The sequence below is a fragment of the Halosolutus sp. YCN4 genome (genome assembly GCF_059736495.1).
In genome coordinates, this window is record NZ_JCASSM010000003.1 from 95,015 (window position 1) to 108,701 (window position 13,687).

The 13,687-nt window shown below is 59.3% G+C and carries 12 protein-coding genes and 4 pseudogenes; 5 read left to right on the forward strand and 11 right to left on the reverse strand.

Going from position 1 to position 13,687, the window contains the following annotated elements:
- The first annotated feature begins 88 nt into the window (after positions 1 to 88).
- Both AC6I6X_RS11110 and AC6I6X_RS11115 read left to right on the forward strand, forming a co-directional pair.
- Entirely contained in the window at positions 89 to 1,429 is a 1,341-nt protein-coding gene (locus AC6I6X_RS11110; protein ID WP_497930586.1) for an aminotransferase family protein, read from the forward strand.
- A gap of 91 nt (positions 1,430 to 1,520) precedes the next feature.
- Positions 1,521 to 2,045, forward strand: a complete 525-nt coding sequence (locus AC6I6X_RS11115) for an Lrp/AsnC family transcriptional regulator (protein WP_497930587.1) — start codon at positions 1,521 to 1,523, stop codon at positions 2,043 to 2,045.
- A gap of 3 nt (positions 2,046 to 2,048) precedes the next feature.
- Here the strand turns inward: AC6I6X_RS11115 and AC6I6X_RS11120 are convergent, their stop codons facing one another.
- The 6 genes from AC6I6X_RS11120 to AC6I6X_RS11145 all read right to left on the reverse strand — a co-directional run bounded on the left by AC6I6X_RS11120 (position 2,049) and on the right by AC6I6X_RS11145 (position 8,875).
- Complete coding sequence (locus tag AC6I6X_RS11120) at positions 2,049 to 2,435, reverse strand: MFS transporter (protein ID WP_497930588.1); 387 nt, start codon at positions 2,433 to 2,435, stop codon at positions 2,049 to 2,051.
- Between the two features lie 890 nt (positions 2,436 to 3,325).
- A complete protein-coding gene (locus AC6I6X_RS11125; protein WP_497930589.1) occupies positions 3,326 to 4,885 on the reverse strand; it encodes a sodium:solute symporter family protein in 1,560 nt (519 codons plus the stop codon).
- Positions 4,886 to 5,164 carry a hypothetical protein gene (locus tag AC6I6X_RS11130; RefSeq protein ID WP_497930590.1) on the reverse strand — a complete coding sequence of 93 codons (279 nt, stop codon included), beginning with the start codon at positions 5,162 to 5,164 and terminating at the stop codon, positions 4,886 to 4,888.
- A 647-nt stretch (positions 5,165 to 5,811) separates the two neighbouring features.
- Positions 5,812 to 6,414, reverse strand: coding sequence for a hypothetical protein (locus AC6I6X_RS11135; protein WP_497930591.1), 603 nt, complete (start codon positions 6,412 to 6,414; stop codon positions 5,812 to 5,814).
- Positions 6,415 to 7,174: 760 nt separating this feature from the next.
- Positions 7,175 to 7,579 carry a PqqD family peptide modification chaperone gene (locus tag AC6I6X_RS11140; RefSeq protein WP_497930592.1) on the reverse strand — a complete coding sequence of 135 codons (405 nt, stop codon included), beginning with the start codon at positions 7,577 to 7,579 and terminating at the stop codon, positions 7,175 to 7,177.
- A gap of 75 nt (positions 7,580 to 7,654) precedes the next feature.
- On the reverse strand, positions 7,655 to 8,875 hold the full coding sequence (locus tag AC6I6X_RS11145; protein WP_497930593.1) for a Cdc6/Cdc18 family protein: 1,221 nt from the start codon (positions 8,873 to 8,875) through the stop codon (positions 7,655 to 7,657).
- A gap of 181 nt (positions 8,876 to 9,056) precedes the next feature.
- On the opposite strand from AC6I6X_RS11145, the gene AC6I6X_RS11150 reads away from it, so the two are divergent.
- Both AC6I6X_RS11150 and AC6I6X_RS11155 read left to right on the forward strand, forming a co-directional pair.
- On the forward strand, positions 9,057 to 9,359 hold the full coding sequence (locus AC6I6X_RS11150) for a UPF0175 family protein (protein WP_497930594.1): 303 nt from the start codon (positions 9,057 to 9,059) through the stop codon (positions 9,357 to 9,359).
- A complete protein-coding gene (locus tag AC6I6X_RS11155; RefSeq protein ID WP_497930595.1) occupies positions 9,356 to 9,871 on the forward strand; it encodes a PIN domain-containing protein in 516 nt (171 codons plus the stop codon). Before AC6I6X_RS11150 ends, AC6I6X_RS11155 begins: the two co-directional genes overlap by 4 nt.
- Positions 9,872 to 10,357: 486 nt before the next feature.
- Here the strand turns inward: AC6I6X_RS11155 and AC6I6X_RS11160 are convergent, their stop codons facing one another.
- The 3 genes and pseudogenes from AC6I6X_RS11160 to AC6I6X_RS11170 all read right to left on the reverse strand — a co-directional run bounded on the left by AC6I6X_RS11160 (position 10,358) and on the right by AC6I6X_RS11170 (position 12,366).
- Positions 10,358 to 10,609: a hypothetical protein gene (locus tag AC6I6X_RS11160; RefSeq protein ID WP_497930596.1), complete on the reverse strand. Its 252-nt coding sequence runs from the start codon at positions 10,607 to 10,609 to the stop codon at positions 10,358 to 10,360.
- Between the two features lie 97 nt (positions 10,610 to 10,706).
- Positions 10,707 to 11,231, reverse strand: a pseudogene (locus tag AC6I6X_RS11165) (Cdc6/Cdc18 family protein); the annotation flags it as partial.
- 988 nt (positions 11,232 to 12,219) lie between these two features.
- Entirely contained in the window at positions 12,220 to 12,366 is a 147-nt protein-coding gene (locus tag AC6I6X_RS11170; RefSeq protein ID WP_497930597.1) for a hypothetical protein, read from the reverse strand.
- On the opposite strand from AC6I6X_RS11170, the pseudogene AC6I6X_RS11175 reads away from it, so the two are divergent.
- Positions 12,317 to 12,544, forward strand: a pseudogene (locus AC6I6X_RS11175) (zinc ribbon domain-containing protein); the annotation flags it as partial. The gene AC6I6X_RS11170 and the pseudogene AC6I6X_RS11175 overlap by 50 nt on opposite strands.
- Here AC6I6X_RS11175 and AC6I6X_RS11180 read toward each other — a convergent pair.
- Together AC6I6X_RS11180 and AC6I6X_RS11185 are read right to left on the reverse strand one after the other, a co-directional pair.
- Positions 12,531 to 12,856, reverse strand: a pseudogene (locus AC6I6X_RS11180) (LUD domain-containing protein); the annotation flags it as partial. The pseudogenes AC6I6X_RS11175 and AC6I6X_RS11180 sit on opposite strands and share 14 nt — an antisense overlap.
- Positions 12,857 to 12,897: 41 nt before the next feature.
- Positions 12,898 to 13,505, reverse strand: a pseudogene (locus AC6I6X_RS11185) (IS6 family transposase).
- Positions 13,506 to 13,687: the final 182 nt, after the last annotated feature.

Below are 13,687 nucleotides of genomic sequence, written 5' to 3' on the forward strand. Positions count from 1 at the left end.
AAAAATTAGCTTTGGGTCAACACTGTTCTAGAATAGCCGTCCTAAGGCAAAGATTAATCAACCGTAAGCCAATAGGTGACATACACGGATGTCAAAACAGGAATCTGCAGCCGACCCCGACCTGAATGAGATCGAACAAACCGACAAGGAGTACGTGTTTGGGACGTGGTCGTACCAAAAGGAAGTGAGTCCAACCGAGGTCGTCGACACCGATGGCGTCCGATTCACGACCGCAGACGGCGACGAGTATATCGACTTCTCGAGTCAGTTAATGTGCTCGAATCTCGGCCACTCTGCCGATAGGGTCGCCGACGCAATCGACGAACAGGTGCGCGAGGCGGCGTACGTCTCGCCCGGTTACACAACCGAGAACCGCGCAAAACTCGGGAAGAAACTCGCCGAAGTGACTCCCGGAGATCTCTCGAAGACGTTCTTCTCAACGAGCGGTACCGAGGCTGTCGAAGCCGCGATCAAGATTGCGCGCTTCTATACAGGTAAACAGAAGATCATCTCGCGGTACCGATCGTACCATGGTGCTACCTACGGCTCGATCAGCGTGACTGGCGACCCTCGCCGGCTCAAATCCGAACCCGGAATTCCAGGGACGATCAAGGCACCCGATCCGTACGCGTACGGATCGACGCTCGATCCGATGGAGAGCGTCGAATACATCGATGAGATGCTCGAACTCGAGGGCGACACGGTCGCGGCGATCCTCGTCGAGCCGATTGTCGGATCGAATGGGATCCTCGTTCCACCTGAGGAGTACCTCCCGCGGCTAAAGGAGATCGCCCACGACCACGGTGCCTTGCTCATCTGTGACGAAGTGATGGCCGGCTTCGGCCGCACTGGCGAGTGGTTCGGCTCCGACGTCTTCGATGTCGAGCCCGACATCATGACGATGGCCAAAGGATTGACTGGCGCGTATCAACCCCTCGGTGCGACGATCGTTACTTCCGAGATTGCAGACCATTTCGAGGAGAATATGCTCTGCCACGGCCACACGTATGCCGGTCACCCTGCAGCAGTCGCTGCAGGCCTCGCTACTATCGAGACCTATCAGGAGGAGAATCTGATTGAGCACGCAAGCAAAGTAGGTGAATATCTCGGTGAGCGGATCAACGACCTCGCAGAGAAACATCCCAGCGTCGGCGACACCCGCGGTGTTGGACTATTCCGCGGGATCGAACTGACAAAACATCCCGAGAAGCGCGTCCCGTTCGGCGAGCGTGAAGACAAAATTAGCGATGGGAATACCGTCGTCGACGAGGTGTCCGCGGCTGCCGCCGAACACGGTACGTACGTAGCGAACATGATCAATACGCTGATAATCGCACCTCCGCTCACAATTACCGAAGACGAGATCGACGAAGCAGTAGCTGCAATCGACGCTGGCCTTGATGTCTCCGACGAGGCAATGGAATACTGATCGAGCCACGGAATACTCCCACCGGGTGGCTACTATTTGCCATACGATTACGAAAGGAGGTTTCTTCACTCAGTCTCACTAACGGACCCGTATGAACGACACGTTACCGGCGGCTCCAAATCTCGATGAAACGGACCTTGCCATCCTTGAGCGCGTAGAAGACGATTTCGACGTCAGTCTCGAAACGTTAGCCGACGAACTCGACCTTTCAAAGTCCGCGGTTCATTATCGACTGAACAAGCTCAAGGATACCGACGTGATCCAAGGCGTCACCGCCGACGTCGATCCGCTCGCTTTCGGTCTAGAAATGGTCGCGATCACAGACGTTTCCGTCACGCACGAAAGCGGCTACTCGGAAGATATTGGCGAGGAACTGATCGCACTTCAGGGCGTCGAGCAGGTGTACTACACGATGGGTGATGTCGACTTTGTCGTTATCAGTCGCGTTCAGACACGTGATCAGCTAAACGACCTCATCGACCGGATCGTCGCAATCGAGGGTGTCAACGAGACTTCGTCAAAATTCGTGATGCAGGAGTTCGAGAACAACCGATCTGTATCCGCGAATCTCACCGAGAAGGCGCGCGAGACCGTCCTCGATCCGTCGAACGAATAACAGCTATCTGCTCGTGTGGTACACGGTTCGCACCAGGCCGAACCCCCTCCCACGCTCGGTCTCGGAGAGATGGTCCATGAACCGCGGAAATACAGTTGCGCCCCACCCCATGCCGAATCCAATAAACAGGATGCTAACGGCAGACGCGACGATTCCGGAGACAGTCACTAGCAACGAGAGTCCGGTGATGTTTGTGCACATACACAGACCCGTTTCGAGATTGCGTCCGTACCGGTCCGAAACCGCGCCCACGCCAACTTGAAGGGGACCGAGCACCATGAAGTAGGCCGCGAACAGGAGTGCGGCGGGTGTTGAGGAGTAGCCGCGATACGTGGTGAGAAATGTCGGCAGAAACGAGACAAGACCCGTCCACGCGAACTCGGTGAGCACGGCAATTTCGCCGGTAAACGCGATTGCTGTCCGAGAGAGTACGCCGATTAGTGATCGCATTCAGATCTGCTCTCAGATTGATCGCCCGGACTGACGAGGTTTCTATCGGGCGAACACCGCGAGCAAACAGTACGGCAGCGACTGTCGCGACGACCGTGGCAACAGCGACAGCAGGACGCCAGCCAAAGCGGACACCTATCCACGACACAACGGTTGGCATGATTAGTCCTGCAGCCGGAGCTTCGTCGTTGTGGGTCCCGAGCGGAGTTCCAAGACCATCATACGTATGCGCGAGCAGCGCAATCGCGACGCTGAAGTGTGATCCTGCTGTGAGCCCGAGTGAGATGGTTCCAGCGAAAAAGACGCTAAATCGGGGGTGCAGCGGCAATCCCGAGTGTCGCAATTCCTATTCTGGTGTTGATCTAATGGTCTGTCGCTCACCGAACCGATCAGCTAAGGGCCCGCTTGGATATTGAACAATCGCGTACGTAAGCCACATCCCGGAGAGGGCGGCATCGATCAGCTTGTTCGAGACGGCAAACTCGGCAGTGATGGCTGGCATGACTGGACTAATCGACAGCCGTACAACCATCGTCGCGAAGAACGGGACGGTACAGAGTGCTAGCACAGTATAATGATAGCGCCAGTGCATCACCAATACCCCGCGGTTCGTGGAGTTCGACATATGGTCTCGTTCACTGAAAGTACGTTCGGAACACTCGTTCGGCCAAACCGTCGGTGCGACCGATCGGCAAATGACGCTGTTGCTCCGGTCACACCGTGCATTCTGGTGAGTCGCAGTATCGAGCCTACTCGACAGATATCGTCGACACCACCCTATGATCTCTTGAAGCTGATTGAACCCGGGGAGTTCCCGGGTACAACATCTGTTAGTCGTCCTCGCCTCCGCTAGCTTTGTCAGAAGTTGTCGGAACGTCTATTCCGTCCCGGTTGAGAGTGACTTTCTTGCCACCCTCAAGTGCTTTGGGATCGTACTCGCGAAGTTTGTAGACGAACTCCTCAACACGATCCTCATCTGGTGCCGAGGTGACAAGTGATACGCCCACGAGGACGACAGCACAGACGATCAGTCCTGGCGTCCCGATCCACAACCCGAGTGGCACTGCAGCCTCGGTAAGCGAGTAGTACCAGATAGTCGTTAGGCCGGTGAGTAACCCCGCGACGGTCCCCTGCCAGTTCGCCTGTGACCACCAGAATGCCGCTATCGCAGGTGGGAGCAGGAGCAAGTAGCCTGGAATTGCCAGATCAATCGCGATGCCGACGAGCAGACCAAGGTCGACGAGCGAGAAACCCAGCGCCACCATTGCGAGCATTCCTGAGAATACCTTTGAATGGCGGGACAACCGTTCCTCAGAGATGTCTGTGGGGAGCAATTCCTGGTAGATGTCACGCGAGATGATCGATCCCATCATCAGGATCATCGTGTCTGCGGTCGACATTGCAGCTGCCACTGCAGCGGCCATCAGTACACCCAGCACTGGTCCTGGCATCTCGAGGATGTACTGCAGAATGACCGTATCAGCGTTTTCCAGACCCTGGTGTGCGGTTATCCCTGCAAACCCGATGATCCCAGGGAACAGAGTCAAAAGTACTAGCGCGGAGAACGAATCGCCAAATCCCATGGCCCAGACGGCTGAGTGGCGTTTTGATGAATAATAGCGTTGCCAGATATGCGGGAACACGGGGATCGCGAGCCCGAATCCGGCTGCAGCTGTATAGAGATAGAGCGGATCCATCGTGATCAGTGCGACACGGTCGAACTGCTGTGTGACGTCTGCGTACACGCCAGTCGGGCTCGTAAGGAGAACCCAGCCAGAAACGAAAATCATTCCAGCCCACAGCAGAAGTGCCTGCAATGCGTCAGTGTACGCAACGCCTCTCATCCCCCCGATCGCGATATATCCGGCCATGGCGACTCCGATAACCACCACAGCGGACTCGCGAGAAATCATGCCTTCGGTCAAGACATTGAGGACGAGTCCCATCCCAGTAAACTGGATCGTGACATAGAACAGTGTAAAGCCGACCGAAATCAACGCGACGAGTACGCGTACACTACGACTCCCTCCGTACCGGTCACAGAAGAGGTCGGCGGGCGTAACGTAGTCCTTTCCGGTTTTACTGATCTTCCAGATTTTTTCCCCAAGCATGACGATGATTGGGAAGTCTGTAACGACGATCGCACCAATGATCACAAGCCCGGCGATCCCAAGTTCGTAGGCGATCCCACCACCACCAAGGAACGTAAATGCGGAAAACGCAGATGCAATCATCGTGAGAAAAATCACGACGCTACTTAATGACCCGCTTGCGACAAAATAATCGCTAATATTGAGTTCAGTGAGACGGCTTCCGTGGAGAGACAACACGAACAATCCGGCGAGATATAACAGTGTCAGCCCCAGACCGAGATAAATCCAGGCCGCCATTTATGTCCCCTCCGTAGAATCGGTCGATTTTGGCTGCGTAAACACTTCGCGCAGGTCTGGTTTCCCGAGATAGAGCCACGCGAACACAGAGTTGGCACCGACGACAAATGTCATAAGCGCTAGGAGTGCGACGTAGGGCTCCGGTAGCCCGACGACGGTTCCTGTCGATCGCTGGTAGTAGTACAAGTATCCGATAAGCGTGAGGTTGCTAATGATGATGAATCCAAACCATCCTTGTCCGACACGACGCTTGTCCATGCTTCTGTGTGTCATTGTCATGCCCAATTCGTCAATCGGACTATTTCCACATAAATATGTCTTTCCAGGATAAAATAGAGGTAGGTCGGAATTCTGTCGGACTATGTTCTGTCTTTCAGCCGTCTAGGAGTAGTCGGTCCTAGTGGAATGTGTCCCTCTTATAGCCGCTATAGCAGTACTGGAAGAACTATCGATTCCAAAGTGAGTAGTACTTCTGATGCCAACTATAATGGCGACCTGTCGCTGGCCACTCTTGGAGCCGCAACCGACAATCAATATCGTTAACGAAGGATGACGCCGATCCTGTGAGTGAGAATATCCGGTGAGTCATTCGATCACGTAGTCGCTGCATAAAATGAACACTGTTTCTTGGCCAGCGTGTTGGTTTCAATCCTGTACAGGAGCGATTAGTTCATAGCCCGAGCTTCAGCGGGGAATCCCAGAAGCCGCTGTATTTCCAACGAACGAAACTTGCCTGGAGGGCAACGCAACGCCGTTTTATATATCTGGAACCCGTCAATCACTGGTGACACGGTCGAAACGCACCGGTTCGCGGGTGGTCGAGGGGCTGAGCGGTGAACATATCACCGGCAAAGAGTGTCGCCCTCTCGAGGGCAATGAACGGCCGATCCACCAGGTGGGACCCTATGACGACCGCGTTACGGATCTCACACCGCTTCGCCTCGAATTGAGTCGGGCGATCGCAGACCAGAATCCGACGAGTATGCGCGAGGCCGGTCGCTTCGTGACTTCTGCCAGGACCGGTTAAAAAGCGATCCCGTCGACGAGGCGGTCGCTGCTCTCGTCAAAGAACGGCGGTCGCGGGTCACCACACTTTCAGGGCACACACCGTCACACAACAGCGCCAGACCTCGTTCCGCCGGTAATCCCACTAGATAAACTCCGAGTTCTGTGGGGCCGTTCGTGATGTGTACTTCGCACGGCATCGTGTCGATACGATCCTGCTCGACGAGGTGCCAGTATGTCTCGGCCAGTTCATCGGGATCGAGAACCGTCTCGTCGGAGCGATCGGGAGCCAGCTCGCGGGTCCCTGGGCCGTCGATTTGCCCATCGATGACGACGTGTGCGACATGGATCCCGTCAGGACCGAACTCCTGTACGATGTCCATCGCCATGCCTCGAGTGGCGAGGTCAGCGACCGTGATCGGTGACTGCGCGTGGACAATCGCGTCGTACAGGCGGCCCTCGAGCGAGCCCTCGTCGAACGGGCTCTCGATTGCCGACTGCAGTTCGTCCGAACCGGGCTCCAATGTGTCTCCCACGGCACAGCCGTCGCATAAATCTTCTTGACTGTTATCGTCGGACGACGGGTCGGAGCGCGTCGATCGGCCACTGACTCAGGGATCGCGCTTCGCTGATGCCTGGCCGGCCATCGTGGAGCCGGACCACGCCTGCCAGCGCGACGACCCCCACCGCGCGCGTCGGGTCGCCCGCGGCCAGTGAGGGTGGTGCCGAACAGACTGGTTCCCGTCTCGGCAGCCGTTCCACTGTCGCTCGCGGCGGCGTCGGTCGTCGACCCGGGGATAACGATCGGTCAGCGCATTTTCAACACTTGTCGGCTCACCTAGGTAGAGCACGACGGCGTCGGTCGCCAGCTACGAGCGGGAGCCGATCGCGAACGCGACACCAAGCGTCAGCTGCCCGTACCGTCGCGCGAGCGGGAGGACGACGCCCGAAAGTGGAATCGCGACGACCACCGAGTGGGGCAGCGCGCGAACGCCGCGTCGCAGCGGGAGGCGACGGCGGCGTATCCCCACGGCAATACGCGAGGTGGTCACGGGCATTGTCTCTGCATGATGGCCCCTCCTGCAGTGCGACCGGGACAGTCCGTCCCCGGGGCGACGTCAGTTGGACTGCTTACCGGGACCGCACCAGCAACGGAAGCATGCTCGGTTTCATCTCTATGGTGAACGCGGCCACGGTCCCTCGGGAGGCGGGCTGTGATCGCGGCAACCACGGGGCGAACGAGGCAGTTTGGGACGGAACCGCGCGCCGCCTCATGTACAACTCTCAGTCTAGCCCTTCTGCCAATTCGTCGATTGTCTTATCACTCGAGGAGAGTTCCGTCTTGAGATCTGAATTCAGCAGTTGGCGCTCAACGTTGATCGAGCGATTGATTTCCTCGCGGATCTTGCGTTCCTGCGTTATCTCCTCGTCTTCGCGGGCTTGACCCGCCAGTTGATGGAGTTGTTGGCGGTTCGCGCGGAGTTCCAGCAGGAGTGGAATGCCACCCATTTCCTGGAATTCGTCGAGTCGGGGCAGCCAGTGGGAGATCGAGTCCAAGTCCTCGTTGACCGTCTCCTCGTCGACGTCGAATTCGGCGGCGACGCTCGCGACGACCCCCTCACGAGGTTCACCTCGAAGCACGTGGCGTTCCCAGATGCGTGTCCGTCGATCTCGGTCGGATGGGGGCATGGTCGGATACACTCCCGTCGTGTACGTTCACATACGCGTTCCAGCGAAATAGATGTTACACGGTGGCCCGGGCGGTCACCTCGTCTTCAACGAGGCAAGATACGCCGACTCCGCGATATAGGGTTCGATCGCCTTCTGGATCCACTCCGGATCGAACGTCGTCTCGATCTGCTTCGCCCGGCCGTCACGACCGCGGGACTCAATCCAGGTCTCGACGAGCCCCATCGTCTCGAGGTCCGTGACGACGTCACGAATCGCCCGCTCGCCGAGCTGGAACTCGTCGGGATACTCGTCGTCCTCGAGAAGCGTACGAACGTCGGTCGTCGTTACCGGTTGTTTGATCTCGCCGTCCTCTCTCCATCCCGCGATCCCTGTCAAGACCAAGAAGTGGTTGAACGGCAGGTCGAGCAACTTCTCGATCGTCGACTCCTTTTCCGTCTGGTCGAGGTTCGCATCGATACACTCCGCGGTCACCCGGTCGAGGCCACGCTCGGTGGCAGTCTCGCCGGCCTGGCGGAAGAGCGTCAGCGCCTTCCGGGCGTCGCCCCAGCGCCGGGCCGCTTCCCGCACGCCGTACTGCTGGACGTCGGCCGGGAGCGCGCCGTCGCGGAACGCCCGTTCGAGCCGCGGCGCGAGCACCGCCTCGAGGGCGTCGCGATCGTATGGCGGGAAGAAGACCTGTTCGTCGCTCATCGCGCTCTCGACGCGGCTGTCGAGGCGCAGATCGACCTCGAGCAACTCGTTACTGAGGAGCCAGACCGAGAGGTCGATCCCGCGTTTGCGTTTGCCCTCGCCGCGGAGCAGCCGGTAGAAGAAGTCGGTCGGATCGTAGTTCGTGTCGTGGCGGACGTGGTCGATCTCGTCCAAGAGCAGGACGGTCCAGGCGGGGGAGTCGGCGAGGGCGTTCCAGATGCCGGCGAAGACGCCGTCGAGACCCGCGTACGCTTTCTTGCGCTCGCCCGTCAGTTCGTAGAGGATCTCGTTGGCCGCCGAAAAGAGCGTCCGGCACTCCTTGAGGTTGACGTACTCCACCGCGACGGCGTCGTGGCGCGCCGCGAACTCCCGGCAGACCCGCCGGGTCGTCAGCGTTTTGCCCGTCCCCGGCGGCCCGTAGATCGACACCGTCGGCGGCAGATACCCCTCGTGGACGCCGTTCAGGATGGTCGCCAACTCGCGCTCCTGGGCGTCGCGGGCGTAGATCTCGGCCGGGTCGGCGAGCGGATCGAGCGCCCCCTTGTCGACGAACAGGCTCTCGTCCGGTGCGGTGTCGGCGAACAGGTCGTCGTACTTGCTCATGCGATCGCGGTTGCCAGCGGTAGTGGCGTGCCAGCAAAGAACGTATCGCCCCGATACCGACAGCGGCGTCGATCGGAACGGTGTCGGTGAGCGTCTCACGCCCGCCTCATCCAGGTGGCGGTCCCAGCGACGCCATCCCGGGCGGAGCGTTTATGTAGTGCGCTGTACTACATTGTATACAATGCCGTCGATCAGCGCCCGCGTCCCCGACGACGACGAGGAAGCTCTGGAGGAAGTCGCCGAGTTGCTGGACGAGGACAAGAGCACGGTGATCCGCAAGGCCCTCCGCGAGGGGCTCGCGGAGCTCCGCATTCGACGCGCCGTCGAGCAGTACCAGACCGGCGCGGTGTCGACGAATCAGGCCGCCCGGCTCGCCGGGGTGAGCATCGCCGAGTGGCTCGAGATCGCCCGCGAGCGGAATCTGACGAGCCAGCTCTCGCCCGACGAGCTCGCCGCCGACGCCGACAGCGCGCGCGAGCTATGACGACGATCTACGTCGACGCCACGACGCTCATCGGACTCGGGGCGATCGGCGAACTGGAGTTACTCACGGCGTTCGACGGGACGCTCGTCGTCCTGCCCACGATTCGCGACGAAGTCACGACCGAGCCGGCCAGGACGACCCTCGATCGGCTGTGTGATCGGGAGGCGGTCGACACGACGCTGCCGCCGGAAGCGGACGACGCGCGGGCCCACGCGATCCTTGACGAACCCGCGGTGAACGGCGACGTTCGCCTGATCGCGGCGGTGCTTGCCCACATCGACGCCGACGAGTCAGTGGCGGTCGTCTCCGACGATCGCCGCGTGCGCACCGTCGCCCGCGGCCTCGGGGCGACGGTCACCGGGACGATCGGCGTCATCGTCAGAGCCGTCGAGGAGGGCCTGACCGAAGACGACGCGAAGACGATCGTTCGTCGGCTCGACGAGCACGGCCTGCACATGACCGCCGAACTGCGAGAGACGGCGATCGCCCTCATTGAAGCAGCCGCCGAGTGATTTCCGCTTGAACGACGTTCGCCCGGAACAGTGCGAAGCGCTGGTTTTTCGCCGGCACAGTCCGCAGTTCCATGAGGTTGCGTGTCGACGTCAGCAATTTGTGCTCGGCGCTCAACAGATCGGCTGCAAGTCCTCCCGTCTCCGGTTCATCGGTGACCGTGGCGACGAAGCGGTTCGTATCGAGAACGAGCCACAGGTCCGTTCGCGGAGGTCCCGGACGACATCGACGGCATCCACGTCGAGTTCGGACGCCATGCCGCGTAGCCGCTCACCTCACGGGTCCCGATCGGCATCGGCGGCGTCAGCCGAGCGTGCAAATTCGGTCACGTCATCCGCATAGACACCCATAGCTGGCTGTACGAGTGCCACAGCGAAAACAGTGCGGCAGGGACGACGATCCACGTTCGAGACCCAGACTGGGAGTCGTCGTGGGCGTGATCGATCTCGTCGAGTCAGATACTGGGCCCGTGTCAGCGACCGCGAGACTCACGCATCGAGTCCCCACTGCACATCGTCGGCAACGGCCTGCAGTTCGCGGGCTGTCCGTGTGACCCGATCCCGACCGACGCGTTCGATCGCCGTCTCGCGGTCGATTTCGTCGGTCACGTATCGCGACAGGACGACCTCGATCCAGAGGGCTTCGACGCCGCGCTCGAGGGCGTGTTCGAGGATCTCCGATTCGGGTTTCCCTCGTGCGTCGGCGATCTCTTGTACCCGCTCGGTGAGATCCGTGGCCATGGCCGGATACTGGCTCCGTACGACCGTACACAGCAGTGGAGACGCCATCGTGTCCGACGGTGTCGGTCGGTCAGGTGCGGACTCGACAGCGATTGCTCCCGCACGCGAGGGTACCCTCATTGCGCAACTGCTGGTCGAAGAACTCGGTCGGATCGTCGTTCGTGTCGTGGCGGCCGTGGTCGATCTCGTCGCACAGGAGGACGGTCCAGGCGGGGGAGTCGGCCAGGGCGGCCCAGATGCCGGCGAAGACGCCGTCGAGGCCGGCGTAGACTTTCTTCCGGTCGCCCGTCAGTTCGGAGAGGATCTCGGTGGCCGCGCTGAAGAGCGTCCGGCACTCCGTCAGGGTGACGTACTCGACGGCGACGGCGTCGTGGCGCGCCGCGAACGCCCCGCAAACGCGGCGCGTGGTCAGCGTCTTGCCCGTCGCCGGCGGCCCGTAGATCGAGACCGTCGGCGGGAGGGTGCCCTCGTGGACCCCATTCGGGATGGTCGCCAGTTCGCGCTCCTGGGCGTCGCGGGCGACGATCTCGACCGGGTCGGCCAGCGGATCGAGCGCGCGCTTGTCGCCGAAGACGCTCTCGTCCGGTGCGGTGTCGGCGAAGAGGTCGTCGGACGTGCTCATGCGATCGTGATTGTCAGCGGTAGTGGCGTGCTAGCAAAGAACGTATCGCCCGTACGCGACTGGCGTCGATCGGACCGGTGTGCTGGTCGGACCAGGGTTGGGAGTCGACGCGACAGCCGGCGACGGGCCGCACATGGCTGCGAGCCGGCTGCCGCAGACCGGGGCAGGCGCTTGTCGGACTGCTGGAGCCCGCATACGTAGCGACGCGGGGCGAACGCACTGGCGCGGTCGAGCACAGCCGCTCGTGAGCGTCGAGGCGCGTCGCGTCTTAGCGCGGTCGCGAGTGGACGCCGATCGTGCGACCGGGAGTACAAGATAGACGAGTACGAACGGAACTCGATTGGGATCGGCGGCGAACAGTTCAGGCCGTACCTTCTAGTTTCGATATCTATTCTCGATACTCTATTTTATCCTAGGGGATCTGTGCTAAGGAGTATTTCCACGGCCTATCAACGTATCTTGGCCCAGCACGCGGCTCAGACGTGGTGCTTTCTCGATGTGGTGTTCGCCACCCGCAATCGAACAGTCACCGACAATTGGCGTTTGAATTCCGAAGTTAGCGTGGCTGTAATCGCCATATCGTCTCTCGGGAATTGGTTTCCCGAATGCGACCACAATGGAATTATACATCAGATTTTGAATTATATAATTTTTATTATATTCTGGGCTGAGCCGCAGTGACACTCCCCGCCGGGGACTGCCAACCGTGAACCACACAGCGAGCAATCGGCGTCTGCAAAGATCTCGGCCTCGGGACCCCGAGGGTCCGAGGCCGAGTAAGGGTCAAAGCACACGTTTTCATCGCTCTCTGCCTTCGTCTGGCCGTTGCACTCGCTAATCATCACCGCGGAAACGATGTCGCTAGTCCTAACATCACGCTATGAGATCCATTCTGCCCCACCGCCGTAGTATGTCATACTACGCGAGTTAGGTGATTGAATCAGGAGTCCTTCGGCTCCAGCGTGGGTGGCTCGACGTTGATCCAGAGTCAATACGTGCTGTCGATGGTCCCGCTCTCGGGGCGCGTGGGGTCCAGCAGGGAGTCGCCGCTGGTGAACGACTCCATGAGCGCCTCAGGGTAAGGTTCGTGGTCGGGTGTCCACTCGTGGTACTTCCACCAACTCCAACAGTTCATCACGTACAAAGCCAAACGCGCTGGTATCCGCGTCGAGAAAGTCAATTCGTATCACACCAGTCAGGAGTGTTCGGAATGCGGTTCGATGGGACCCTGTGATGGTGACCACTTTTCGTGTTCGGAGTGCGGTCGTGGACGCCACGTCGACCTGAACGCATCGGAAAATCCCGGGGCACGTCGTCGTCGCGCATCTCGGTACGGCCGTTGTCGAGCAACAAGAGATGGAACTCGCGTTCATCGGCCTCAACGGGCGGCTGTCGATCGGAGGTGTCAAGATTGTCGTATAGGAAGTAAGCGCCTGCCCGGTGCCCGAGCGCCCGATAAGTTCGAAAAATGGTGCGAGGTCGGCAACCGACGGTACGATCTTCTCGAGTCCCACGATCGCAATGTAGACATCATTGGACTCAGCCACCTTCCTGGCATTTCCCTCGTTGGTAATAAGCGCCAGCGAACCGGTCTCGGCGATCATGAAATTTGCCCCTGTCATGCCGGCATTGTTTAGATTAGCTGATTCCATGCATAGGTGAAGCTCTACAACCATGTTTCGGCGGTTCCCGGTTCGGCGTTTCTAAAACAATTTCAAACTGGTAGATCCGATGTTTCACTTCTTGAATGATACGTTCGATTGCATTCCGATTTCCGTATGTCTCGCGGCGAAATCGGAGGTCAAGAACGTGGTGTGCGGCTTTAAGCCTCGGGCCGAAATCGACGAGAAACTCAGCGTCGTCGGCGTCGTGTGTTTCGCAAAGTTCCTGGAGAAATCGTTTAGTTAGGCCCATGTTTCGCGTTGAAAAGAGCCTGGCGTGGAGGAATTCGTCCGTTACGTGATCGACAGCGGCGTAGAGCCAGTAGCGCTGGTCGTTGAGATGGATCACGGTTTCGTCGAGTGCAATGTGATCCGGTTGTTTGTCGTCTGTCGGCTGTAAATCGGCATTCTACACCCAATTATGGACGATCGATCGAGCCCGTTTGACGCCGAAACTCTATAAGACAGAGATAGTATCCAAAAGTGATAACCTGCGTAGCTAGGGCTGAATACTCAACTCCATCAGTTCGCGCGGTGTCTGCTCGCGCTCCACAAAGTCCAGCTGAATCTCGACGCTAGATCCACCGAGGCGGTCGAATTCTGGCCAGGTCACCTCGAATTCCACCGCCTTGCTCCTTCACACGCTAATCTGGACAGCGCCGTGTGCGAGATGAATAGATGGACGAGACGAACGGGTCGGCTGACGGTGACGAGTTTCCTCAGCAAATCTCTCTGGATACATAGAAGACGAATACCACATCCCCCACACTCCGTGCAGGAAATCGCTTCGTGGGC